The following is a 23184-nucleotide window of genomic DNA, read 5'->3' as shown; positions in this document are numbered from 1 at the left end:
TAAAAAACCCGCCGAAGCGGGTTTTTTATTGCAGCCATTACGATCAGTCGTCGCGGCTCATGATGCCGAACAGTTGCAGCAGGCTGACGAACAGGTTGTAGATCGATACATACAGGCTGATGGTCGCCATGATGTAGTTGCGCTCGCCGCCGTGGATGATCGCGCTCGTCTGGAACAGAATGCAGACCGACGAGAACAACACGAAGCCGGCGCTGATCGCCAGTTGCAGGCCGCTGATCTGGAAGAAGAAGCTCGCCAGTGTAGCGCCCAGCAGGACAAAGAAACCGGCGGTGATGAAGCCACCGAGGAAGCTCATGTCCTTGCGGGTGATCAGCACGTAGGCCGACAGACCACCGAACACCAGTGCAGTCATGGCGAAAGCCGAGCTGACCACTTCAGCGCCGCCCTGCATGCCCAGGTAACGATTGAGGATCGGGCCGAGCAGGAAACCCATGAAACCGGTCAACGCGAAGGCGGAAACCAGGCCCCACGCGGAATCACGGAGTTTGTTGGTGAGGAAGAACAGCCCGTAGAAGCCGATCAGCACCACGAAAATGTTCGGGTAGCCGACACGCATCTGCTGGGCTACGAAGGCCATCACGCCGCTGAATGCGAGGGTCAGGGCCAAGAGACCATAAGTGTTGCGCAGGACGCGGCTAACCTCTAGCTGCTCAGCCTGCACGCTGTTATTAACTGCGTAATCCTGTTCGCGCATGGCGACACTCCTGTTGGTTTGAAACGTTCAGTCGCAAAGATCATAACAGACGCTCTGTAACAAGCCATGCAGAGAGTTTGACAGTGTGTTTCATTCAGGTATTATGGCGCCCGCAACGCAAACGGAGGTGTGGCCGAGTGGTTTAAGGCAACGGTCTTGAAAACCGTCGACTGTAACAGGTCCATGAGTTCGAATCCCATCGCCTCCGCCATCTTAAGTACGACAAAGCCCTGATTATTCAGGGCTTTGTCGTTTCTGCGAGACATGTTTTGCGCATCTATTGAGTCATTTCAAAGCAGTGCCTCGTATACCTGAGGCGCTGCTGTCCAGATAGCCAGTGCGTACTCCCTCAGCCAAGCGACTCAAAGACAGCCTCCGCACGCTGTTGCACCGGCGCCTGAGGTCTGAGCATTTGCTGCCAGGCGAGCTGCGCCTGGACCTTGGCCACCGAATCGAGCACTTTCTGCGCCCAGCGATCATCCTCGGGATGCACCACGACCACCCGGAAGCCATGATCCTTGCCTTCAATCTGCACGCCCTCCGAATCATCGACATGCAAGTCGATATCGAACGCTGGCGGATACTTCGAAGGCGCATTCGACATCCCGTGCGCCGTCAGCGCACGGTTGTGCAGCACGCTGTTGACCACGCCGTCGATGCGGATACCGTACAGCGCCAACCAGCGCCTGATATAGGACGGCGTGCGCCCGGATGAGGTGTAGACCCAGACACTGCAATCCTGGCGACGCAGCTCTCGGATCAGCGATCGTGTGCCCATTCGCAACGGTTCACCCAGCCAACGATGAATACAGGCCGGTAGTCGACTGTTCTCGACTGCGCAGTGATGAAGCTGGCAGGCGAGCGTGTCATCGATATCGAACGAAATCCGTATACGCTGACGTTCGAACAACTGCGGCAAAGCGCAGCGGATAGCCTGCCCTGCCCGGCCGCCGAAGGTTTTCAATCTGGCAAATGCTGGTGCCCAGTTCATCAATGGCCACCCTGAGAAAGAGGCAAAGGCTTGCCTTTGAGAAAGAACTTCATTGGATCGGGCGCCTGTTCTTCCAGGAATGCTGCATATTTTTTCTTGATCTTGGGCAATTCGTACAACGCCTTGACGCCATGCTTGGCGGAGTTGCGGATGACCGAAGACGGGTTGAAGTAGCCCTCGGCGTTTTCCAGGGTCAACACGAATGGAGGCAGCCCCGCGCGCATGAGCAGGTAGCTGACAATGAGCGAGCCACTGCGGTTGTTGCCTTCGATAAACAGCTGCGGCTTGCTCAGAATGCGCACATAGACCCCCGCTGCACGCTTCCAGACTGACTCACTGCGATACGCGCAATACCAGTTGTACAAGTCCTTGATGCCGCCCTCGACGTTGTTGAAGAAATGCGCCTCGGTGGCTGCCAGATGCTGGGCGTATTCCAGCCGGCGCGCCGGATCCCGGCCACAAAGCACCGTGGCATTGATCTCCAGCATCAGGTTCAGTTGCTGCAGATCGAACAGGTCGACGCCGCGGGCAACATATTCGTCAACCAACGCATAGCCTTCAAGCACATTGTGCAGAACTTCGTCAGTGAACGGGTCCCGAGGCTCGGTGAAGTGGCGGCTGAGCTCGGCGAAACGGCTCTGCACTTTCCGCAGTGCGCGTTCAATCGCAGGCAAATCAAGGCGATGCGTGGCAGGCATTGGAGCTCCTTGGAAACGCTTGGTAAATGTCCACCGATGCCCGCCAAATCCATTTGGCTTGTGCAGGTAGGCGGCCTTGACCGGTGGCAAGGCTCAGCTGAATTTGCCGCTGATGTAATCGCCGGTCATCTGTTCACGCGGGTTGTCGAAGATCTGCGCGGTCGGGCCCATCTCGACCAGATAACCGGTGCGTGTGCCCTGGGAAATATCCACCGAGAAAAACGCCGTGGTGTCAGCAACACGGATGGCTTGCTGCATGTTGTGGGTCACCAGTGCGATGGTGTAGTCCTTCTTCAACTCGACCATCAATTCTTCGACGCGCCTAGTGGCGATCGGGTCCAGTGCCGAACAAGGCTCATCCAGCAGCAGGACTTCCGGCTCAGTGGCGATCGCCCGGGCGATACACAGGCGTTGCTGCTGGCCACCGGAGAGCGACAGGCCGCTGACCTTGAGCTTGTCCTTGACTTCGTCCCACAGCGCGGCGCCTTGCAGCGCATGCTTGACGCGGTCGCCGATATCGCCCTTGTAGCGGTTGAGGCGAAGACCAAACGCGACGTTGTCGAAGATGCTCATCGAGAACGGGTTAGGCTGTTGAAACACCATGCCGATGTAGCGGCGCACGACCACCGGATCGACGCCCTTGCCGTAGACGTCCTGCCCGAGGAAATGCACATGGCCCTCGAAACGAAAGCCCTTCACCAGATCGTTCATCCGGTTGAGGCTGCGCAGCACGGTACTTTTGCCGCAGCCTGAGGGACCGATGAATCCGGTGATCTTGTTTTTCTCGATGGGCACGTGGCTGTCACGTACTGCCATGAAGTTGCCGTAGAAAATCTTGTCCAGTTTGCAGTCCATGACTACAGGCGCCTGGGTGACAAACGGAGCGGCAATTTGCGCAGTGGATACGTTCAAAATCAGATGCTCCCGTTCTTAATACTTGGGCTTGCCGAAAATCCGGCTGATGATGTTCACGAACAGCACGATCATCACCAGCACCAACGAGGCCGCCCATGCGAGCTCGAGCTGGTTATCGAAAGGCATGCCGGAGAAGTTGTAGATCAGCACCGCCAATGAGGCAGTCGGATTCATGACATCGAGATTGCCCTGGTGGTAGATCCAGTAGTTGCTGAACAGCGCGGTAAACAACAACGGTGCCGTCTCGCCTGCGGCACGCGCCACGGCGAGCATCACGCCAGTCAGGATCGCCGGCATGCCGGTCGGCAAGATGATTTTCCAGATGACCTGCGAGCGGGTGCAGCCCATGCCATATGCAGCATCTTTCATGATCTTGGGCACCATCCGCATCGATTCTTCGGCGGTCAGCACCACGATAGGCAGCATCAGGACGGCGAGCGCCACGCCACCTGCCGGTGCCGAATACGTGCCGGTGGTCATCACTACCAAGGCGTAGGCAAATACACCTGCCAGGATTGATGGCAGGCCCGTAAGCATCTTGGCGGCAAAACGCGCGGCGTTCCCCAGCTTGCTGTCCGGCCCCAGTTCAGCCAGGAAGATGGCCGCCATGATCCCGACCGGCACCGCGATCGCTGCCGCGATACCGACCATCACAAAGGTACCCGCCATCGCATTGCCGAAACCGCCGCCCATCTCGAAGCCGGTCGGCGGCAGTTCGGTGAAGACTTCCAGGTTCAGACGCGCGCCACCGCGGGTGATCAGCATGTAGAGCACGGAAATCAGCGGCACGCTGGCGAGCAAAGCACCTGCCCAGACCAGGGTGGTCAGGATCAGGCTGCGCAGCGCGCGGCCTTCGAACCTGCGTTGCAAACTGGGCATCGCACCGGTTGGCGCCGTCAGGTCTGTTGCTGCGGTCAGATCAGTCATCACTTGTTACCCCGTTGGGCGTACATCATGATCATCGAGCCGAAAATGTTGACGATCAGCGTAATCAACATCAGTACGAGCGCGGCATACATCAACACCTCGATCTCGTTCGGCCCGGCTTCGGGGAAGTTCAGCGCCAGCAAAGCGGCAAGCGTGTTGGCCGGTGCAAACAGCGAGAGGGAAATGTTGTTGGCATTGCCGACCAGCATGGCCAGCGCCATCGTTTCACCCAGCGCGCGCCCCAGGCCCAGCACCAGCGAGCCGAAAATGCCGGTGGCGGCCGAAGGCACCATCACTTTGAGAATCGCTTCCCAATGGGTAGTGCCCATGCCGTACGCGGCCTGCTTGGTTTTCATCGGCACAGCCGTCAGCGCGTCCTGCGACACGGCGGCAATGGTCGGCAGAATCATGATCGCGAGCACCAGCGCTGCGGGCAGCAGGCCCGGACCGCTCAGGGACGTGCCGAAAAAAGGTATCCAGCCCAGCTCGCTGTTCAACCAGGTCGTCAGCGGCCGAATCGCCGGGATCACCACATAGATCCCCCACAGGCCATAGACCACGCTGGGAATGGCCGCGAGCAGTTCGACGATGGTGCGAAACAGCGCAGCGAGCTTGGTCGGCAGGAAATCCTGGGTCAGGAAAATCGCCATGCTCACGCCAAAAACACCGGCGATCAGCAACGCGATGAAGGCGCTGTAAAGCGTGCCCCAGATGGCCGGCAGGATGCCGTATTTGCCTTGGTTGACGTCCCACACGCTGCCCAGAAGCACATCGAAGCCGTGCTTCTCCATACCGGGAAGTGCCTTGCGTCCGACTTCGAACACAAGTGCAAATACCAGCGCCAGAATCAGTACCACACCGATGCGTGCGAGCGCGCGGAAGGTGCGATCAACCAGAAAATCCTTCGTCGAGGGTGGCTGGCAGGCAGAGTCGGGATTAACCGGTACGACAAAAGGTTTGTTCATGGGCTAAGTCCGGAACAGGGGGAAAACTCTCCCGGCGTGGCGCAGACGTACACGCCGAGAGAGACCTCACGGCGTTACTGAATGTTGGCGGACGCTTTGCGAACCTGTTCGACGACCGATTGCGGCAACGGGATGTAACCCATCGAATCGGCAATCTTCTGCCCCTCGGTCAGGCTGTATTCGACCATTTCACGCATGGCCTTGGCCTTGGCCGGGTTGCCATTATCCTTGCGGAAAATCATCCACGTATAAGAGGTGATCGGGTAGGACTTGGCACCGTCCGGATCAGGCAGCCAGGCCACCAGGTTTTCCGGCATCTTCACCGCCGCCAGGGCCTCGGCACCGCTTTCGGCATTTGGTACTACGTAATTGCCAGCCTTGTTCTGCAACTGGGCAAAGTCGACCTTGGCCAGCTTGGCGAAGCCATATTCGATGTAACCAATCGCACCAGGGGTCTGGCGTACGGTAGCGGTTACGCCATCGTTTTTCGGCGACTTGATGAACTTGTCACTGGCCGGCCAGTTGACGGTGTTGCCCTCACCCAACGCCTGCTTGAACTCGGCGTTGACGGTTGCCAGGTGCTTGGTGAATACCGCGGTCGTACCGCTGGAATCTGCACGCACGACAACGGTGATCGGCGTATCGGAGAGTTTCAGATCCGGGTTGGCTGCGACGATCTGCGGATCGTTCCAGCGCGTGATCTTGCCCAGGAAAATGTTGGAATAGACGTCGCGTGGCAGCTTCAGGCCCTTGGGATTGCCCGGCAGGTTATAGGCCAGCACGATTTCCCCGGCGGTCATTGGCAGCAACTGCACGCCTTCGGCGACCTTGGCGATATCTTCGTCCTTCATTGCCGAGTCACTGGCAGCGAAATCCACGGTTTTGTTCAAGAAGTCCTGTACGCCCGCGCCACTGCCTTTGGATTGGTAATCGACAGTGACGCCATCGGATTTCTTGCTGAAATCCTTGAACCAGGTCAGATAGATCGGCGCCGGGAAACTTGCTCCGGACCCCGTCAGGCGAACATTTTCTGCTGCAAAGGAGGCCGAGGTGGCACAAAGAGATACCGCAATGGCGAGCGCAGCAGACTTCATCAAACTTTTCATTAAATGACACCTAGTGATTACGGGCTCCCGAACTCTGCAGCAGTTTTGTGACGATTTCATGAAAGCAAAGTGGCAAGCCGTTACCCTCACGGTCCGCAGCAGCGCATATGGAGGTAATCGGCTTCCGGGTTTCGAAAAATCGAATCTTCCTGTGCCGGGCTTGTCACTACCCCCTGATCCCGAGCAGTCACGTGCCAGGTTCACATTGCAAAAACGCTACTTTTCCCCAGCCTTTATGGCCCTCAACCGGAAATGGCGTTAGCATTTCACCCATTCGGCTGAACAAGCCTGTTTATTCAGATCAGGGTCGCATTGTGGAAAAGCTAAAACGCCTTCAAAGCGGGATCGAAGGGCTCGACGCGCTGCTTCAGGGGGGCTTTGTCGCCGGCGCCTCATACATCATTCAAGGTCGCCCGGGCTCCGGCAAGACCATCCTTGCCAACCAGCTAGGGTTTCACCATGCCCGTAATGGCGGTCGTGTGCTGGTCGCCACGTTGCTGGCCGAGTCCCACGACCGCCTGTTCCAGTTCCTGTCGACCATGAGTTTCTTCGACGCCTCGCGAGTCGGCGCCGAAATTCAGTTTGTCAGCGCATTCGATACGCTGGAAAACGAAGGCCTCGATGAAGTCGTAAAGCTGCTGCGACGCGAAATCACCCGCCAGAAGGCGACCGTCATGGTCGTCGACGGCCTGCTCAATGCACGCTCCAAAGCCGACTCGCCGATCGACACGAAAAAATTCATTTCCGAACTGCAAGGCCATGCCGCATTTGCCGGTTGCACCGTGCTGTTCCTGACCAGCTCGCGCCTGGACGACGGCAGCCCCGAGCATACGATGGTCGACGGCGTCATCGAAATGGGCGAAGAGCTGTTCGGTACCCGTTCGGTGCGCCGCATTCATTTGCGCAAGACTCGCGGCAGCGGCGCGTTGACCGGTCTTCACGAATGTGAAATCACCGATAACGGCCTGGTCGTCTACCCGCGCCTCGAAAGTCTCTACAAGCGCCCTTCCGCCCCTGACAGCGCGGACATGACGCGCATTCCAAGCGGCATTGCGTCGCTCGATGAGATCTTCGGTGGCGGCTTGCACAGCTCCAGCGTGACGCTGGTCATGGGTCCTTCCGGCATCGGCAAAACCACGCTGGGCCTGAAGTTTCTCGCGCAATCTACGGCCGAAGCGCCTGGACTGCATTTCGGTTTTTATGAAAGCCCGCAGCGCCTGCGCCTGAAAGGCCGTTCGCTGGGCATCGATATTGAACACATGGAACACAGCGGCGCATTGAGCATTGCCTGGCAGCCAACAACGGAGGGTTTGCTTGATGGCCTCGGCGCACGCCTGCTGAGCCTGGTCGATGAGAAAGGCATCAAGCGCCTGTTCATCGATAGCCTGAGCGGCATGACACGGGTGTCAACCACACCGGAACGCATCACCGACTTTTTCAGTGCATTGATGAACGAGCTGCGGTCCAGAGGCGTGACGGTCTTTGCCTCTTGGGAAATGCGCGATTTGTTCGGATCCGAGGTCAGCGCACCGAACTCTGACCTGTCCAGTATTGTCGACAACCTGATCCTCATGCGTTTCTTTGAGAATCACGCTGAACTTCGCAGGACGCTTTCCATTCTTAAGGTACGCGATAGCTCCTACAACCCGTCGCGGTTCGAGGTGGTTGTACGCGATCAAGATGTGTTCCTGGAAAAGGCTTTGAAAAATGAACCTTCAGTCGCAGCTGAGTCATTGCCTGGTTCAATTTCGTAAGTCTTCAAGCGGGTTGAAATAACATGACCACCATTCTGGTAGTCGACGACGAGTATCTGATTGCTGACATTCTTGGCTTTGCGCTTGAGGATGAGGGCTTCATGACCGTGACCGCGAGCAACGGCAAGAAAGCGCTCGAGGTGCTGGAAAGAGAACGCCCGGCGCTGGTTATTACCGACTTCATGATGCCAGTCATGGACGGCCTCGAATTCGCCGAAGCCGTGCGTGCCCAGCCGTCCGTCAAACACTTGCCGATCATTCTCATGAGTGGCGCGCAAGCGCACATCGGCATGCAGCGTTCGGATCTGTTTGATGTGGTGGTGCCCAAGCCGTTTGATATTGCGGTGATTGTGGGTGAGGTAAAGAGGCTGTTGGCGACGGAGTAGTCCGTCGCTGACGCCAGTCTTTTACAGCCAGCTTTCAGTTTTCCACGGATGCTCACGCCACTTGTTCTGAAAAAACTCGATGAACACTCGTATCCGTGGACTCAAATGCTTGCGATCCGAATAAAGCAGGTAGATCGGCTCGACCACACCCGTTTTGAAATCCTCAAGCAACGGCACCAGCGTTCCCGCTTTTACATCAAGCCCGATATGAAAGTCCGCAAGCTTCACCACGCCAGCGCCTGACAGCGCCATGTCGCGCAACAGATCGCCTTGAGTAAAAGACGCGCTGGCGGTCACCGGTACCGAGACGCCGTCTCCATCCTGCAAAAATGACCATTTGTTCCACGGGCTGACGAAGCTGAAATTGAAGCAACGATGATTCAGCAAATCTGCGGGTGTGGTTGGTGTGCCGTGTTCAGCCAGGTACTGCGGCGAGGCACAGATCAGCCATTCACATTCGCCGATGCGTCTGGCAATGCGTGATGAGCTGGGCAATACGCCGCTGTGGATGGCGATATCCAGCCCTTGCTCGAAGTGATCGACGAATTGCGCACCGAGTTGAATCTCAACGTCCAGTGAGGGATACAAATCCAGAAATTCGGGCAGCCACGGCACGATCTGGTGTTTGGCGAAAGAGGTCATGGTGTGAATGCGCAGGGTGCCACTGACCCTGGAGGGCAACGCCTCGGCCAGCGAGTCCGCCTCGTTCATGGCTTCGACGACGGCTTTGGCGCTGCGCAGGTAAGCGGCGCCCTCCTCGGTCAGCGTAAGCACGCGCGAGCCGCGCTGGAACAGCCGGACCTGCAAGCGATCTTCCAGGCGGGTGATCAGTTTGCTGACCGCTGATGGCGTCAGGTGATGGGCGCGCGCGGCAGCAGAAAAACTTCCACATTCGGTAGACCAGATAAAAGCGAGTAGCTGCGAATAATTGTCCATGGCCGGTCCTGGCGAAAAGCTTGAAGGCATGTTGTCTCAACGCTCATGAAAAAGCGCGCCGAAGCGCGCTTTTTCCTGGGGTCCGGGTCAGCGAATGAACTGTTCGATGTAGTCGTCCGGCAAACCCAGCGTCTTGTAATGCGCTCGGGCGGCTTCAAGCTTGGTGAACACATCTTCGTAACCCACGGCAACGCCCTGCGGATCGACGTAAGTGTAGCCACCCTGCACGTGGAACCAGGTGATCATTTCACTCACATCCTCGGGGACGAACAGGGTATGCGTTTCACCGGGCGGCTCATAGGCAAAAGACCCCTCCTCCGCGATCCAGTCATGCTCCAGGTAGTACCAGCGACCCTTGAGCACGATCGCATGCACGCCGCCGGTATGGCGGTGACGCGACAGCACGCCGGCCTGACGCACCCGCAACAGGTTGATGTAGTAGCCGCCGCTGGTGTTGAGCAGCAATGGCTTGAAGGAGACAGATTTCGTTACCGGCACCCACAGCGCATCGTCTTCGAGCCACTGCGTCATGACGCCCGGATGCACCATGTCGGGCGTCATGAATGGAACTTGCGGCAACTGGTACGCAATGGCGAGCTCATCAGGTTTAACAGGAGTATTCATTGTCAGGCCTCTAGGTTTTCTTGACGAACTCACAGCACTTGATTGCGCCAGGATTTCGCTTGGGGGAAAGGTTATGGCGTCGCTGTACGGGAGAAAACAGCTACTTGGTCATACCTGTTGTGACACAGGATCACAGCGTCGCGGGCGGCCTCGCGCAGCCTCTGATCAGCCGCGCACCCAGGCTGTCAGCCGCCGCCAATCCTTCCACCAGGCGCTGGTAGGTCAAGGGCGGTTGCATGTTTCTGGCGTATACCGCCGATAAGGTCGCGTCCACGAGGATAGTGATCTGCGCCGTCGTCAATGGCGTGCGCTGACCCAGCTCAGCGAACGTCACAGGCAGCTTCACCGCGTGCAGCAGACGCGCGACCTGTTCAATCTCTTCGACCGGTCGCGCCTCCACCGCCATCTGCACCAGCGTGCCGAACGCTACCAGTTCGCCGTGCAGCATCGACGCCATCGCCGGTATCGCGGTCAGCCCCCGAACCAGGGCATGGGACAGTGACAAACCACCGCTCTCGAAACCGACACCGCTAATCAGCACGGTGCCTTCGATGACCCGCTCGACATCATCGGTGAGTTCATGACGACACACCGCCTGATAAGCCGGGACGCCGCACTGCATCAGCGTGTCGAAAACCAGGTTGGTGAGCATCAACGCCGTGTGCAGAGGCGGTGTGCCGAAAGAGTTGTGGCCGCCGGCGGCGTAGCACTGTCGGGCTTCGAATTTCTTGCTGATGGCATCGCCGATCCCGGCCGCGAAGAACCGTGCCGGCGCCTGAACGATGACCTCTGTATCGACAATCACCGCAGCGGGATTCATCTTCAGGAACTCCACGCCCACCACTTTGTGCTCTTCGTCATAAAGCACGATCAGCCGACTCGTTGGCGCGTCACTTGAAGCGATCGTGGGGCAGACAATGATCGGTACGTCGAGATTGGCCGCCAGCCCCTTCGCCGTATCGATGGTCTTGCCACCGCCCAGCGCAATGATCGTGTCGGGGGCGTGCAGCAATGCCTGCTCGGATAACTGCGCAATCGCAGCGCGCGTGCACTCGCCGGGAAACTCGATGTGCAATGGCTCCCATCCCTGGTCCTGCAACGCGGCGCCAACCTGCGGCCATAGATGCCGGGCGACAAACTCATCGCAAAGCACCAGCGGCCGCGATCGGCCCATGTCGTTCAGCACTCTGCCCAATTGGTGCAATGCATTCGGACCCTGCTCGTAGCGTCCGGGAAATCCCATTGTTTTAACCATGACAAACGTCCTCGCAAGAAGTCATCAGCGCATCAACCAGCCGCCCGCGACATCAACCACCTGGCCGGTAATGAAGTCGCTTTCACTCGACGTGAGAAAACACGCCGCCCTTGCCACCTCAAGCGGTGTACCCAGCCTGCGCAGCGGTGTCTCGTCGACCACGGCTTGATTGGCCTGGGCTGATACGGTCTTGAGCAATGGCGTTTCGATTCGTCCCGGTGCCAGCGCATTGGCGGTGATACCGAACGGCCCGAGTTCGCCGGCCAGGTGGCGGGTAAAGCCGATGATTGCGGCTTTGGTCGCACTGTAGTGCGCTGCGACAATCGGCAAGAACGCGCTGCCCGCCACCGAAGACATATTGACGATGCGCCCGAACCGGCGCTCGACCATGCCGGGCGCGAGCACTCGCACCAGGTTGAAGGAGCCATTGAGGTTGATATCGACCACCCGCAGCCACTCATCCGGCGCCATGGTCCAGATCGGCGCGGGTGCGCCGTGGTGTTTGGGCGAAATGCCGGCGTTGTTGATCAGCGTATCGATGGGGCCGAGCTCACCTTGCAAGCGCTCGCAGGCAGCAGCGCAGTCTTGAAAATTCGCGACATCAGCCTGCGCCCACGCGACCGCAAAACCCGCATCACGCAACGCCACGCCCTGCTGTTGCACCTTGTCGGCATCGGCATCGAGCAGCGCCACGGCTGCACCTTCTTCGCAATACAACCGCGCGATCGCCGCACCGATGCCGCCCCCGGCGCCGGTGACCAATACGGTGCGCCCGGCGTGTCTGGAATGAGTCATGACCTTCTCTCGCTTGCAGATGAATGGATTGGGTCAGAGCCCCAGATAAGCACGCTTGACGTGCGGGTTTTCCAGCAGTTCCTGGCCGGTGCCGCTGAGCACCACCTCGCCGTTCTCCAGCACGTAACCGCGATGAGCAATGCGCAGCGTATGAACGATGTTCTGCTCGACGATCAACACGGTGGTGCCCAACTGGAGAATCCTGTCGATGATCTCGAAGACCTGCGATACCAGCAGCGGTGACAGGCCCAGCGACGGCTCATCAAACATCAACAATTTCGGCTCGGCCATCAGGCCCCGGGCGATGGCAACCATTTGTTGTTCGCCGCCCGACAGTGTCCCGGCGTTCTGATCAAGGCGTTCGCGCACCCTCGGAAACAGATCGAGAATATTGTCCAGACGCTGCCTGTAGCCCGCTCGTGCACTGCGTTTGTAAGCGCCCATCAAGAGGTTGTCGCGCACGCTGATGAAGGGAAACAACTGGCGCCCCTCCGGTATCAGTGTCAGGCCCGCGTCGACAATCTGATCGGGGCGATTGCCATCGATGCGCTGGCCTTCGAATTCGATCGTGCCTTGGGACGGTGTGACGATGCCGCACAAGCTGCGCAGGGTCGTGGTTTTGCCGGCGCCGTTGGCGCCGACGATGGTCACCACCTCACCGGCATTGACCTCGAACGACACGCCACGAAGAATCTCCGTACCGCCATAGCCGCTGTGGACGTTGTCGAGTTTAAGCATGGCTGTACTCCTTGCCGAGGTAGGCTTCGATCACCTGAGGATCGTTGATCACATCATGAGGCGCGCCCTGCATCAGCAGCGTGCCGGAACTGATCACGACGATGCGGTCAGAAAGGCTCATGGTGGCTTGCATCAAGTGCTCGATCATCAACACGCTGACACCCGAATCACGCACCCGGCGAATGACTGCGATCGCCTTGGCAACATCCGTCGGGTTGAGGCCGGCCATGACCTCGTCGAGCAGCAGGATGCGCGGGCGCGTCGCCAGGGCGCGGGCCATTTCCAGGCGCTTCATGCCGCCGACCGTCAAGTTGCGCGCCCGGGTGTCGAGCAGCGCGGTGAGTTCGGTCAGCTCGGCGACTTGCTCGGCGATCGCCCTCGCCTCCTTCGCGTCGGCGGTGTGCATGAATGCACCGAGCATGATGTTTTCGCAGACACTCAAATCAGCGAATGGCTGGACGATCTGAAAGGTCCGGCCAATGCCTGCCCTGGCGAACTCGGCCGGGCTGCTCGGGGTGACCCAGTCGCCATTGAGCAGGCGCACTTTCACTTGGCCTTTGGACGGCAGGAGAAATCCGGAGAGCTGGTTGAACACCGTAGTTTTGCCGGCGCCGTTCGGGCCGATCACACCCACGATTTCGCCTTCGGCCAAGCTCAGCGAAACATCGTTGGTGGCGTGCAGTCCGCCAAAGAACTTGTGCAGGTTTTCTGCGACCAGAACCGGCTCACCGTGCGTGGCCGAGTGGGCTTGCGCCAAGGTCGGCCCGATCGGTGCTTCTGTATTTGCCATCGAACGACGGCCGCCGGGCAATGAGTCGATCCAGGCAAATATCCGGGCCCCAAAACGCCCCACCACGCCTTGCGGAATAGTCAGCACCACCGCGACCAGCACGATGCCATAGACCAGACCGTGCACACCGCTGCCCAGATCGCCCAGCCAGCCGCGTGCCAGTTCAGCCAGCGGCAGCACCAGCAAAGTGCCGATCAGCGGTCCCGATACCGTGCCCAGTCCACCAATCAACGCGAACATGGCGATCTGAATCGACATCTCCAGAGAAAACATCGAGCCGGGTTCGATGAAGGTCAGGTACATCGCGTGAAAGCTGCCGACCAGGCTGGTGATAAATGCGGACAACACCACGGCGATCAGCTTGACCTTGACCGAGTTCACGCCCACCGCATGGGCGGCGTCTTCACGCTCACGCACGGCGATCAGGTAATAACCCAGTCGGGAATTCTTGATCTTCCACGACACCGCCAATGTGGTGAGCAGAAACGCGAAGGCAATCAGCAGGTATGGCCAGCGCGGGCGGAACAACATCCACTCGAAACCGAGCTTCAGCGGTACGCCCAGCCCTGCCGCACCACCGGTCACGTCATGCTGATTGATCGCCACCAGACGCACGACCTCCAGCACCGCAATGGTCGCCAAGGCAAAAAACGGCCCGCGCAACCTGAAGCACGGCCAACTGATCAGCACCGCGACAATTGACGACAGGATTGCGCCAGCGAACATGCCGATCCATGGACTGATGCCCAGTTTCATCATCAACAGCGTCGTCGTGTAAGCGCCCACTCCATAGAACACGGCATGCCCCAACGACAGCTGGCCGGCAAACCCGCCGACGATGTTCCAGGCACTGGCCAGTGCCGCATAACTGCATATGAGGATGAACAGGTGATAAACGAACGGCGAGCCAACGCTCAATGGAATGATCAGTAACAGCGCCAGGGCCAGTGCACTGACATAGACACGCGGGTGCAAAATATTCATGACCATTTTCCTCACTCAGACCCGCGACCGGCGCCGAAAAGACCTGTCGGACGAAACACCAGGATGCCCAGGAAAATCGTGAAATAGACGACCTCCTTGAGGTCCGGCGCGATGTAGTAACCGGCGAGACTGTCGACGATGCCGATCAGCATTGAACCGATCAGTGCGCCGGACAGGCTGCCCAGACCGCCCAGCACCACAATCACAAACGCCGTCAGCACGAAGAAAGTGCCAACGGTTGGAAAGACCGGATATTGCGGAGCGATCAGTCCCGAGGCGACGCCCAGGCAGGCGCAACCCAGGCCGAAGGCAAACACATAGATGTTCTTGACGTTGACACCCATCAGTTGCGCCGCGTTGCGATGCTGTGCAGTAGCGCGGACGGCCCGGCCGAGAAAGGTGTTCTGCAAAAACCAGTGCAGCCCCGCGACCAGTGCGAGCGACGCGACAAAAGTGATCAACTGACCGCTGCTGACGCGAAAGGCGCCAAAGCTGACGGTTGTGGTACCGACGTTGATGTTCTTCACCGTCATGACGTCGGCACCGAAGATCAGCAACGCGCCGTTCATCAGGGCAATCGAGACGCCCACGGTGGCGAAAATCTGGATATGTCCCTCAGCGCCAAGCAACGGCTGAATGATGAAACGCTGCATTGCCGCACCAGCGGCAAACAACAGGATCGTCGCAGGAATGATCGCTATATACGGGTGGATGCCGAAGTGCGAATTCAGCAAGTACACGGCATACAGGCCGATCATCAGAAACTCGCCATGGGCGAAGTTGACCACTCGCACGATGCCGAAAATCAGAGTCAGGCCGATGCTGATGATGGCCAACGTGCCACCGAGCAATAAGCCGTTCAACAGGAGCTGGATGAAAATTTCCACGGTTGGCGCCCTCTTTGCGAGCGAACGAACCCGTGAAGCTCAATGATCAAGCTTCAGCAGATTGCGGGGTTCAGGTATCAGGGTTGGTCGGAAAAACGCGCTTGGGCAACGGCGGCTGCCTGGGGGTAAACGGTTTTCAGCAGTCCGTTCTGCCACTGCATGATTGCCGTATTGGCGCGCTGGTTCTGGCCGTTCTTGCCAAACCTGGCACCGATGCCGGCAGCCGTACCGCCGAGAGGAATATCGATGGTTGCCACCGAGGCACGGATCGCATCGGCGTCCAGCGAAGTACTGTTTTCCATGGCATCGAGGAATATCTTCGCCCCGACATAGTTGATCAGGCTGTGGCCCGAGCGCGGTTCGCTGCCGTAGCGATCCTTGTATGCCTTGGCGAACGCCCCGATACCGGGAGCGCCGTTTTCATTGGTCTGGAACTGTGGGAAATCGACATCAAGCACGCCTTCCATATTGGCTGCGCCGACGACCTTGACCGTGTCCTGCATGGAATAGCCGCCGCCGGCGCCGATAACGGCTTTGGGCCTGAAACCGGCTTCGCGGATCTGGCGGAAAAACAGCGTCGTGTCGTTCTGATAACTGGTCTGCAATACCACATCCGCCTGGGCGCCTTTCAAACGCAGGATCAGCGATGAGAGATCGACCGCTTTGGCCGAATACGGTAGTACCTCGACCACATTCAGACCTTGCTCCTGAGCGATTTTTTTCTGAAACCCGGCGATGGTTGTACCGTACAGCGCATCCTCGTGGATGATCGCGACCTTCAATTGTTTCGGATCGACCTTGAGCGACGGGCTGACAATGTCCGTGATGGCGGTGATGGTGCCCTCGGCAAAATTCCTGGTGGTCGGGTTGCTGCGCATCACGTAGCTCAGATCACGCTCAGTGATGTGGTCGGACACCGCACCCAATTCGAAAAACGGCACCCCCGCCATCTCCGTCACCTGCGTGGCCGCAAATGACAGCGCCGAGGAATAGCTGCCAAATACAGCAGTGACGTTCTCAACAGAGGTGAGCCGGCGCGCGGCACCGACCGCTTGTCCCGCATCGACTGCGTCGGCCTTGAGCAACTTGATCGGCTCGCCCTTCAAACCGCCCGAGGCATTTCGTTCGGCGACGGCCAGTTCGAGGCCACGGAAGCTCTCGTCGCCCAGTAACGCCAGGGATCCACTCAGGGGATAAAGCGCACCGATCCTGATGTCCGCGAGCGCGGCGACCGGGGTGGACAGGCAAAGCAGGATGCCGGCAGCTTTCAGCCAGCTTTTCGTGGTAGCCGCCACGGCCACGGCTTCCTCTTGAGCGAGTCTCATTGGATTCATCTCCCGCAGATATTGTTTTTATTGTTCCTTCAAATGATCCGTGCCGAGCACAGACATCGTCGGATTACAGTGGCGATGACACGCAAGTTTCTGCGCCACTGTTTGCAAGAGTACGGCTCGCCAAGATTGGCTGGATATAGCTGAAAAAGCACACCTGCTGTGAATTTGCGGCACAGCTCCTATGGCGGGCTGATCAGTCCCAAGGCGCCGGTGACCACGCTTCCACCAGCCTGTCGATAAACAGCCGAATCTTCGGCGACAGGTGTCGCTTGCTCGGGTAAATCACCCGGATCGGCTCGGCAGCCTCGGCGTACCCAGCGAGCAACTGCACGAGCTTGCCACTGCGCAGGTCATCGTTGACCACATAGGATGGCAACGTCGCGATACCGAGGCCTGCCGCAGTCGCCTGATGCAAGGCTTCGGCGCTGTCCATTTGCAGCCGTCCGGCATGAATGACCGGCACAGGCTGACCATTGACGCGAAAATTCCACGCCAGCAATCGGCCGCCGCTGACGAAGTGCAGGCACGCATGCCCGGCCAGATCTTCGGGTGTCTGCGGTGCCGGATGTTCATTCAGATAATCGGGCGAGGCACAGGTGATCATTTGCTGGTAAGCCACCGTGCGCGTGAGTAGCCCGGAGTCTTCCTTGGGCGGACCGATGCGAATCGCCAGATCGAAACCCTCGTCGATCAGGTCGACCAGCCGATCGGAAAACGTCGCGTCGATGGCGAGCGACGGCCAGTCTCTCAGACAGCGCTCGATGTGCTGCACAACGTGCAGCCGGCCCAGTGCTACCGGCAGGCTCATGCGCAAGCGGCCGCTGGGCGTCGAACGGCGGAACGCCAAAGCTTCTTCGACCTCGTCCAGATCCTGCAAGATGCCCACACATCGCTCATACAGCACCCGACCATCGTCGGTCAGGCTCAGGCTGCGGGTGGTGCGGTTGAGCAGACGGACCTGCAGACGCGATTCGAGCCGCACGATCGATTTACCGACGGCCGAGCGGGTCAGCCCGAGTTGCCTGGCCGCCGCCGTAAAACTTCCAGTATCCACCGAGGCGACGAAGGCGGCGATGTCGTTCAGGTTATGCAGTTCCATGTGGCCTCCGGGTTTGGCATTCAGGCGGCTTGGCACCGGTTATGGGGAACCCTATTCCCCAATCATGAGCATACCATTTCGATTAGTTAAGCCATCACTAACGTCTGATCGAGGTCATATGAACATTGAAGTAAAAGCAGCTGTACAAACCTGGGCCAACAGCCTCAGCGATCTGGTGCCCGTGCTGAAGGGTATCGATACCACCACTAAGATGAGCGACATCCGCGATGCCTACGCAAAAATGCTAGGGCAGAATCAACCACCGGCTGGCGTGAGGTTTGAAGCAGTCGACATGGGCGGCGTGCCCGCTACGCTGGTGACTCCGGATGAACTCAAGACCGACGCGGTGCTGATGTACATCCACGGCGGCGCCTACATCGTCGGTCGACCTGACGGCTACCACGGCATCGGCGGCAACTACGCAAAAATGCTTGGCGCGCGGGTGTACATGCCGGATTACCGCCTCGCACCCGAGCATCAGTTCCCCGCCCCCATCGATGACACTTTGCGCGCCTATGAGTGGTTGCTTGAGCAGAACATCGCCGCCAGCAAGATTGCCTTCGCAGGCGAGTCGGCGGGTGGCGCGATGGTGGTCAGCGTGATGGTCGCGGCAAAATCCAAAGGCTTGCCCTTGCCCGCAGTGGGTTCGTCCATCTCGCCATGGGCCAACCTCGAACACACCGGCGCCTCCATGAGCAATCGTGAAGGCCTTGACCCGCTAAACTCCAAGCCCGTGCTGGATATCCTCGCGCGAGCCTTTCTCGGCGACACCTTGGCCAACCATCCGCTGGCGTCGCCGGTGTTCGCCGACGTCACCGGACTGCCACCGATTCTGGTACAGATCGGCGAAAACGAACTGATGCTCAGTGACGCCTTGCGTCTGGCCAATCACCTGGCGGACAACCGCGTCCGGGTCAATCTTGAAGTGTGGCCCGGCATGTTTCACGCCTGGCATTTCTACGCAGGCATGCTGGCCGAGGGGCAGCAGGCGCTGGAGAGTTCGGTGCGGTTTATCGAGGCGGGGTTGATTGGGGCGGCTTGCTGATCAGATAGCATTCGCTGCTGATCGGCGACACTTCTGGCTGTATAGCTCGGCGCCTTGGCGGTATGGTGGTTTGCCGACCGACGAGGAACCGTGAATGCCGAAAAAACCACCACCCCCTGAGAACACCGCCAGTGCAGCCGACATCGAACGCGCCATTCTGGCCTTGAACAAAATGGCCGAACGCCTGTGGGGCGTCGGGCGTGAAGCCGAGGCCAAGGCGCTGCTCGATGCACTGGATGCGTTGAACCGCGCCCTCGACCGGATCCGCATCGGGGAAAGTCGCAGGGCCGTCACCCTGCACTGAATCAGACCTGATAAAACTCGCGATACCACTGCACGAACGCTTGCACGCCCTGCTCGATCGGCACCTGCGGGCTGAAGTCGATGCAGCGTGCCAGCGCCGATACGTCGGCCCAGGTCTTCAGCACGTCGCCCTCCTGCATCGGCAAATAACGGCGCTGAGCCTTGATGCCCAGTGCCTGCTCCAGGCATTCGACGAAGCTCATCAGCGCTACTGGACTGCCGCGACCGATATTGAACAGGCGATTGGTGCCGCGCTCGGCGCTGATTGCGGGCGGTTTGTCGAGCAGTCGGAAAATCGCTTCGACGATGTCGTCGATAAAGGTGAAGTCGCGCGCCATTTCGCCTTGGTTGTAGAGGTCGATGGCGCGCCCGTTGAGCATCGCTTCGGTGAATTTGAACAGCGCCATGTCCGGTCGACCCCACGGGCCGTACACGGTAAAGAAGCGCAGGCCGGTGGCTTGCAAGCCGTAGAGATGGCAGTAACTGTGCGCGATCAGTTCGTTGGCGCGTTTGCTCGCGGCGTACAACGAAACCGGTTGATCGACCGGATCGTCTTCTGCAAACGGCATCTTGGTATTGGCGCCATACACCGAACTGCTCGATGCATAGATCAAGTGCTCTGGAGGGTAACGACGGCACGCTTCCAGAACGTTGAGAAACCCGACCAGATTCGACTGCGCATAGGCATCAGGATTGTCCAGCGAGTAGCGCACTCCGGCCTGCGCAGCGAGGTGAATGACCTGTTTGTAGTGGCCGTGTTCGAACAACGCGGTCAAAGCGCTCTGATCGACAATGTCCAGCCGCTGGAACGTAAAATTGACCAGCGTCTGCAATCTCTGCAAACGCGCCTGTTTGAGTTTGACGTCGTAATAAGGATTGAGATTGTCGATACCCACAACCTCTAGCCCTTCGCGACATAAACGCATGACCGTGTGATAACCGATAAAACCTGCGGCACCCGTTACCAGAACACTCATGATTGCCTCGGCTCACCGGTTTGACTTCAAGAAATATGCAGCACGAACATTTACCCGCGAACGACCGTAACTATTCATAGACGACCTTAGTTACCCGGGCCAGCAGCATCCGACGCGAGGCATCTAAAATCAAAACTTCTTACGAACCGAAACATGTAAGATTGAAACTAATTTGCTATCACGCGCGCCATCTAACCCGCGTGACTACAACAACTTCGAAAAGTTTAAAAAACCCGACGAATAAAATCCGCCCTGACCAAACAATGACTTACGTGAGATGGCCATCATCAGCGGATGAAAGGTAATGTTTTTGACTGTTAGCAATTGACAGCTTGCAAAGACTGGCCGATAACTAATCACTGCCCGATGAGCTCGCGCCGACGCGTACTTTTCTGCTCTCCGGCTATTTATGTAATTGGATCCTGAAGGTCGCAACTGCGAACCGTGCGGTAGCTTTGCTCAAACAAAAGCGCGGACTCGTTATAGCCAAGACGGCCATGGATATAACAACAACCCAATCAAGTTGATTCATTTTTGAAACACTTCTTCTGCCAATAAACATTGATGCATCTGGCTCGGCACTTTGCCTTGATCAGCCTACTACCTACTAGCAAGCTTGGCGGCTCTTCCCACGTTATCGGCCGCCCTGCTTACACGATCGCTATGTATGGAGTACTCCAGCATGCTAACGGTTTGCCGCAACGGTTCTAACTGGTATTTATTGCAGTGCAAGCCCCGCCAGGATGAACGGGCACAACTCAATCTGCAGCAACAGAACTATTCGACCTTTCGGCCGCAGCTGATGAGCGAGCGAAGTATTCGTGGCAAACGCCAACGAACACTGGAATCGCTGTTCCCCGGCTACGTGTTCATTGAACTGAGCCGAGACGATAACTGGGCACCGATTCGCTCGACCCGCGGTGTCAGCCGCATCGTCGAATTCAACCATGTGCCCGCCCGGGTCGACGAAGACGTGATTGCGCAACTGCGCGAACGCAGCCAGGAGTCGCTCGGTTTTCCTGCCGAACCGACACTCAAGCCCGGCGAACCTCTGCAAATCGTCCAGGGCCCACTGTCCCCGCTCGAAGGCGTGTTCCTGTCCATGCAGGGCGATGAGCGCGTGATGATCCTGCTCAATTTTCTCAACCGCCAACAGCACGTCAGCGTCCCGCTGAGTTACCTCGAACGCCAGCGACAATAGTCCGGATCCGCTTCGCCCTGACCCCGACCCCCTTAATCAGGAGCGTGATCCATGGCTCTGAAGCCTCGCTGTTCCCTGGTTTTAGTCGTCGCCTGCTGTGCCCCTGAAGCTGCCTGGAGCGTTGAGCCGCAAGCGATCAATGTCTACGGCTTCGATTTCACCCCGACCCTTGCCTTGTCGGAAAGCTACGACGACAACTTTCGCGAAGTCGAACACGATGTCGAATCGACCATGGTCACCCGTCTGGCGCCGGCCTTCGAGCTCAAGGCGGAGGACCGCAACAGCGCCACGCGGGTGATCTGGGAACCGACCCGCTACATCTATCACAGCGCCTCGGACGCTTCGAACACCGCCCAGCGTCTGCGCGCTGACAGCATCATGGAGTTCACCGACCGGCATCGGCTGAAACTCGAAGCCGAGGCGCGCAAATACGAGCGCACCACCTCGACCGCCGTCGACGGCATCAACGACAAGATCGAGAGTCAGCGCGTCGGCGGCGTGTACACCTTCGGTGCGCGCAGTGCGCTGAACCAGATCGACCTCGGCGCCAGCTACGCACAACTGCGCTACGACAACGCCGACGGCATCAACGATGACAAGGAGCGCAACACCAGCAATCTGACCAGCACCTGGTATCACCGCCTCGGCAGCAAGACCCGTGGCTTGCTCGAATACGACCACACCCGCTTCGACTACCTGCAATCGAACAGCCCGCGCAGCAGTCGCTCCGACGCAGTGCTGGCCGGTGCCGAGTGGGACATGACGGCGAAAACCACCGGCAAATTGCGCGTCGGTTACGAGCGCAAGAATTTCGACCAGAGCGGTTCCGACGACCTGAGCAACCCGACCTGGCAAGTGGATCTGGCGTGGAAACCGCGCACCTACTCGACCTTCACCTTTCTCGCCCGCCAGGCCATGGCCGAGGGCGACGACGGCTCCGACGCGGTGAAAGCCACCTTCACCCAGATCGGTTGGCGTCACGGCTGGACCGAACGCATCACCAGCGTTGCCGAAGTCGGCATGGGCCATTACGTCTACGAAGGCCAGGACCGTAGCGACGATTTGCAGGACTACAAACTCGGCGTGAATTACGCAATGCGCCGCTGGCTGGACGTCGAAGTCGCCTACCGCCACCGCGATAACGACTCCGATGCCGACAACGAAAGCTTCACCCGCAATGTTTTCCAGATCACGTTCGACGTCAGTCTGTAGGAGGGTTGGGCCATGCATACGCGCCTGATTTTATTGTTGTTGCTGCTCTGGACAGTGCCCACGGTCGAGGCCGCGGACACCGACACCAATTACCGCCTGGCCGCTGGCGATGTCTTGCGCATCATCGTGTTCGGCGAGCCGGAACTGAGCTTCAAGAAGATCCGCCTCAACGATGCCGGCACCTTCTCCTACCCGTTTCTCGGCGAAATCGTCGCCAAGGGCCTGACGCCCAATCAGGTCGAACAAAAAATCGTCGATGGCCTCAGGCAAGGCTATCTGGTCGATCCGAAAGTCAGCCTCAGCCAGATCGAATACCGCCCGTTCTACATCAACGGCGAGGTGCAGAAGCCCGGCAGTTATCCCTTCCAGCCCGGGCTGACCCTGGAAAAAGCCATCGCCCTGGGTGGCGGCCTGACCGAACGCGCCTCAATGAAACGCGTGACGATTTTGCGCGGCAGTGGTGGCCCGCCGGTCACCGAGAACATCTCGCGCACCACCGTCATCGCCCCCGGCGACACCATTTCCATTGCACAAGGCTTTTTCTGAT

At 58.6% G+C, this 23184-nt stretch carries 24 protein-coding genes and 1 tRNA gene; 8 read left to right on the top strand and 17 right to left on the bottom strand.

Features of this window, described 5'->3' with window-relative positions:
* Positions 1–43: 43 nt before the first annotated feature.
* Positions 44–715, bottom strand: a complete 672-nt coding sequence (locus tag D8U71_RS15095; RefSeq protein WP_008006561.1) for a Bax inhibitor-1/YccA family protein — start codon at positions 713–715, stop codon at positions 44–46.
* 123 nt (positions 716–838) lie between these two features.
* Here D8U71_RS15095 and D8U71_RS15090 point away from each other — a divergent pair.
* Positions 839–926, top strand: a tRNA-Ser gene (locus D8U71_RS15090).
* A gap of 138 nt (positions 927–1064) precedes the next feature.
* Here D8U71_RS15090 and D8U71_RS15085 read toward each other — a convergent pair.
* The 6 genes from D8U71_RS15085 to pstS form a co-directional block, all read right to left on the bottom strand.
* Complete coding sequence (locus D8U71_RS15085; RefSeq protein ID WP_241664230.1) at positions 1065–1706, bottom strand: hypothetical protein; 642 nt, start codon at positions 1704–1706, stop codon at positions 1065–1067.
* Positions 1706–2404 carry a hypothetical protein gene (locus D8U71_RS15080; RefSeq protein ID WP_076563142.1) on the bottom strand — a complete coding sequence of 233 codons (699 nt, stop codon included), beginning with the start codon at positions 2402–2404 and terminating at the stop codon, positions 1706–1708. Before D8U71_RS15080 ends, D8U71_RS15085 begins: the two co-directional genes overlap by 1 nt.
* A 93-nt stretch (positions 2405–2497) precedes the next feature.
* Complete coding sequence (gene pstB / locus D8U71_RS15075; RefSeq protein WP_016774591.1) at positions 2498–3259, bottom strand: phosphate ABC transporter ATP-binding protein PstB; 762 nt, start codon at positions 3257–3259, stop codon at positions 2498–2500.
* Positions 3260–3334: 75 nt separating this feature from the next.
* On the bottom strand, positions 3335–4246 hold the full coding sequence (pstA, locus tag D8U71_RS15070) for a phosphate ABC transporter permease PstA (RefSeq protein ID WP_016774590.1): 912 nt from the start codon (positions 4244–4246) through the stop codon (positions 3335–3337).
* Positions 4246–5211 (bottom strand): phosphate ABC transporter permease subunit PstC, encoded by a 966-nt coding sequence (pstC, locus tag D8U71_RS15065; protein ID WP_024012838.1) that lies wholly within the window; start codon positions 5209–5211, stop codon positions 4246–4248. The genes pstA and pstC overlap by 1 nt, the downstream gene beginning before the upstream one ends.
* 74 nt (positions 5212–5285) lie before the next feature.
* Positions 5286–6317: a phosphate ABC transporter substrate-binding protein PstS gene (gene pstS, locus D8U71_RS15060; RefSeq protein ID WP_051600442.1), complete on the bottom strand. Its 1032-nt coding sequence runs from the start codon at positions 6315–6317 to the stop codon at positions 5286–5288.
* Positions 6318–6631: 314 nt separating this feature from the next.
* Here pstS and D8U71_RS15055 point away from each other — a divergent pair, with 314 nt between their 5' ends.
* Together D8U71_RS15055 and D8U71_RS15050 are read left to right on the top strand one after the other, a co-directional pair.
* Positions 6632–8071 carry an ATPase domain-containing protein gene (locus D8U71_RS15055; protein ID WP_016774586.1) on the top strand — a complete coding sequence of 480 codons (1440 nt, stop codon included), beginning with the start codon at positions 6632–6634 and terminating at the stop codon, positions 8069–8071.
* Between the two features lie 23 nt (positions 8072–8094).
* Positions 8095–8457 (top strand): response regulator, encoded by a 363-nt coding sequence (locus D8U71_RS15050; RefSeq protein ID WP_071172326.1) that lies wholly within the window; start codon positions 8095–8097, stop codon positions 8455–8457.
* Positions 8458–8478: 21 nt separating this feature from the next.
* On the opposite strand, the gene D8U71_RS15045 is transcribed toward D8U71_RS15050, so the two are convergent.
* The 9 genes from D8U71_RS15045 to D8U71_RS15005 form a co-directional block, all read right to left on the bottom strand.
* On the bottom strand, positions 8479–9393 hold the full coding sequence (locus D8U71_RS15045; protein WP_071172325.1) for a LysR family transcriptional regulator: 915 nt from the start codon (positions 9391–9393) through the stop codon (positions 8479–8481).
* An 87-nt stretch (positions 9394–9480) separates the two neighbouring features.
* The gene (locus tag D8U71_RS15040) at positions 9481–10017 is read right to left on the bottom strand and encodes a 2,4'-dihydroxyacetophenone dioxygenase family protein (protein WP_016774574.1); all 537 of its coding nucleotides are present in this window, start codon (positions 10015–10017) and stop codon (positions 9481–9483) included.
* Between the two features lie 130 nt (positions 10018–10147).
* Positions 10148–11272 carry a glycerol dehydrogenase gene (locus D8U71_RS15035; protein WP_016774573.1) on the bottom strand — a complete coding sequence of 375 codons (1125 nt, stop codon included), beginning with the start codon at positions 11270–11272 and terminating at the stop codon, positions 10148–10150.
* Between the two features lie 24 nt (positions 11273–11296).
* Positions 11297–12067 (bottom strand): SDR family NAD(P)-dependent oxidoreductase, encoded by a 771-nt coding sequence (locus D8U71_RS15030; RefSeq protein ID WP_130888107.1) that lies wholly within the window; start codon positions 12065–12067, stop codon positions 11297–11299.
* 33 nt (positions 12068–12100) lie between these two features.
* The gene (locus D8U71_RS15025) at positions 12101–12805 is read right to left on the bottom strand and encodes an ABC transporter ATP-binding protein (protein WP_016774571.1); all 705 of its coding nucleotides are present in this window, start codon (positions 12803–12805) and stop codon (positions 12101–12103) included.
* On the bottom strand, positions 12798–14579 hold the full coding sequence (locus D8U71_RS15020; RefSeq protein WP_206663209.1) for a branched-chain amino acid ABC transporter ATP-binding protein/permease: 1782 nt from the start codon (positions 14577–14579) through the stop codon (positions 12798–12800). Before D8U71_RS15020 ends, D8U71_RS15025 begins: the two co-directional genes overlap by 8 nt.
* Positions 14580–14590: 11 nt before the next feature.
* Complete coding sequence (locus D8U71_RS15015; RefSeq protein WP_122507239.1) at positions 14591–15466, bottom strand: branched-chain amino acid ABC transporter permease; 876 nt, start codon at positions 15464–15466, stop codon at positions 14591–14593.
* Between the two features lie 77 nt (positions 15467–15543).
* On the bottom strand, positions 15544–16791 hold the full coding sequence (locus D8U71_RS15010) for an ABC transporter substrate-binding protein (RefSeq protein ID WP_130888105.1): 1248 nt from the start codon (positions 16789–16791) through the stop codon (positions 15544–15546).
* Positions 16792–16993: 202 nt separating this feature from the next.
* Positions 16994–17899: a LysR family transcriptional regulator gene (locus tag D8U71_RS15005; RefSeq protein WP_125926771.1), complete on the bottom strand. Its 906-nt coding sequence runs from the start codon at positions 17897–17899 to the stop codon at positions 16994–16996.
* Positions 17900–18017: 118 nt separating this feature from the next.
* Here D8U71_RS15005 and D8U71_RS15000 point away from each other — a divergent pair, with 118 nt between their 5' ends.
* Both D8U71_RS15000 and D8U71_RS14995 read left to right on the top strand, forming a co-directional pair.
* The gene (locus D8U71_RS15000) at positions 18018–18944 is read left to right on the top strand and encodes an alpha/beta hydrolase (RefSeq protein ID WP_177434914.1); all 927 of its coding nucleotides are present in this window, start codon (positions 18018–18020) and stop codon (positions 18942–18944) included.
* A 94-nt stretch (positions 18945–19038) separates the two neighbouring features.
* On the top strand, positions 19039–19248 hold the full coding sequence (locus tag D8U71_RS14995) for a hypothetical protein (protein ID WP_016770585.1): 210 nt from the start codon (positions 19039–19041) through the stop codon (positions 19246–19248).
* Between the two features lies 1 nt (position 19249).
* On the opposite strand, the gene D8U71_RS14990 is transcribed toward D8U71_RS14995, so the two are convergent.
* On the bottom strand, positions 19250–20224 hold the full coding sequence (locus D8U71_RS14990; RefSeq protein WP_125926772.1) for an NAD-dependent epimerase: 975 nt from the start codon (positions 20222–20224) through the stop codon (positions 19250–19252).
* A gap of 682 nt (positions 20225–20906) precedes the next feature.
* On the opposite strand from D8U71_RS14990, the gene rfaH reads away from it, so the two are divergent.
* From rfaH to D8U71_RS14975, 3 genes are read left to right on the top strand one after another with little or no spacing between them, the layout of a single operon-like run.
* Complete coding sequence (rfaH, locus tag D8U71_RS14985; protein WP_110599474.1) at positions 20907–21425, top strand: transcription/translation regulatory transformer protein RfaH; 519 nt, start codon at positions 20907–20909, stop codon at positions 21423–21425.
* Between the two features lie 51 nt (positions 21426–21476).
* A complete protein-coding gene (locus tag D8U71_RS14980) occupies positions 21477–22637 on the top strand; it encodes an outer membrane beta-barrel protein (RefSeq protein ID WP_130888104.1) in 1161 nt (386 codons plus the stop codon).
* A 12-nt stretch (positions 22638–22649) separates the two neighbouring features.
* Complete coding sequence (locus D8U71_RS14975; RefSeq protein WP_071172312.1) at positions 22650–23183, top strand: polysaccharide biosynthesis/export family protein; 534 nt, start codon at positions 22650–22652, stop codon at positions 23181–23183.
* Position 23184 lies beyond the last annotated feature (1 nt).

This window comes from Pseudomonas sp. Sample_21 (assembly GCF_004307525.1).
Lineage (GTDB): Bacteria > Pseudomonadota > Gammaproteobacteria > Pseudomonadales > Pseudomonadaceae > Aquipseudomonas > Aquipseudomonas atacamensis.
The sequence above is the reverse complement of the archived record's forward strand: the minus strand, read 5'-3'. Positions and strand labels throughout refer to the sequence as shown.

Excerpts from the sequence above, each read along its gene's own strand:
- D8U71_RS15095 (WP_008006561.1), bottom strand. The coding sequence starts at position 715 with ATGCGCGAACAGGATTACGCAGTTAATAACAGCGTGCAGGCTGAGCAG.
- D8U71_RS15085 (WP_241664230.1), bottom strand. The coding sequence starts at position 1,706 with ATGAACTGGGCACCAGCATTTGCCAGATTGAAAACCTTCGGCGGCCGG.
- D8U71_RS15080 (WP_076563142.1), bottom strand. The coding sequence starts at position 2,404 with ATGCCTGCCACGCATCGCCTTGATTTGCCTGCGATTGAACGCGCACTG.
- pstB (WP_016774591.1), bottom strand. The coding sequence starts at position 3,259 with ATGGACTGCAAACTGGACAAGATTTTCTACGGCAACTTCATGGCAGTA.
- pstA (WP_016774590.1), bottom strand. The coding sequence starts at position 4,246 with ATGACTGATCTGACCGCAGCAACAGACCTGACGGCGCCAACCGGTGCG.
- pstC (WP_024012838.1), bottom strand. The coding sequence starts at position 5,211 with ATGAACAAACCTTTTGTCGTACCGGTTAATCCCGACTCTGCCTGCCAG.
- pstS (WP_051600442.1), bottom strand. The coding sequence starts at position 6,317 with ATGAAAAGTTTGATGAAGTCTGCTGCGCTCGCCATTGCGGTATCTCTT.
- D8U71_RS15050 (WP_071172326.1), top strand. The coding sequence starts at position 8,095 with ATGACCACCATTCTGGTAGTCGACGACGAGTATCTGATTGCTGACATT.
- D8U71_RS15045 (WP_071172325.1), bottom strand. The coding sequence starts at position 9,393 with ATGGACAATTATTCGCAGCTACTCGCTTTTATCTGGTCTACCGAATGT.
- D8U71_RS15040 (WP_016774574.1), bottom strand. The coding sequence starts at position 10,017 with ATGAATACTCCTGTTAAACCTGATGAGCTCGCCATTGCGTACCAGTTG.
- D8U71_RS15035 (WP_016774573.1), bottom strand. The coding sequence starts at position 11,272 with ATGGTTAAAACAATGGGATTTCCCGGACGCTACGAGCAGGGTCCGAAT.
- D8U71_RS15030 (WP_130888107.1), bottom strand. The coding sequence starts at position 12,067 with ATGACTCATTCCAGACACGCCGGGCGCACCGTATTGGTCACCGGCGCC.
- D8U71_RS15025 (WP_016774571.1), bottom strand. The coding sequence starts at position 12,805 with ATGCTTAAACTCGACAACGTCCACAGCGGCTATGGCGGTACGGAGATT.
- D8U71_RS15020 (WP_206663209.1), bottom strand. The coding sequence starts at position 14,579 with ATGAATATTTTGCACCCGCGTGTCTATGTCAGTGCACTGGCCCTGGCG.
- D8U71_RS15010 (WP_130888105.1), bottom strand. The coding sequence starts at position 16,791 with ATGAGACTCGCTCAAGAGGAAGCCGTGGCCGTGGCGGCTACCACGAAA.
- D8U71_RS15005 (WP_125926771.1), bottom strand. The coding sequence starts at position 17,899 with ATGGAACTGCATAACCTGAACGACATCGCCGCCTTCGTCGCCTCGGTG.
- D8U71_RS15000 (WP_177434914.1), top strand. The coding sequence starts at position 18,018 with ATGAACATTGAAGTAAAAGCAGCTGTACAAACCTGGGCCAACAGCCTC.
- D8U71_RS14995 (WP_016770585.1), top strand. The coding sequence starts at position 19,039 with ATGCCGAAAAAACCACCACCCCCTGAGAACACCGCCAGTGCAGCCGAC.
- D8U71_RS14990 (WP_125926772.1), bottom strand. The coding sequence starts at position 20,224 with ATGAGTGTTCTGGTAACGGGTGCCGCAGGTTTTATCGGTTATCACACG.
- rfaH (WP_110599474.1), top strand. The coding sequence starts at position 20,907 with ATGCTAACGGTTTGCCGCAACGGTTCTAACTGGTATTTATTGCAGTGC.
- D8U71_RS14980 (WP_130888104.1), top strand. The coding sequence starts at position 21,477 with ATGGCTCTGAAGCCTCGCTGTTCCCTGGTTTTAGTCGTCGCCTGCTGT.
- D8U71_RS14975 (WP_071172312.1), top strand. The coding sequence starts at position 22,650 with ATGCATACGCGCCTGATTTTATTGTTGTTGCTGCTCTGGACAGTGCCC.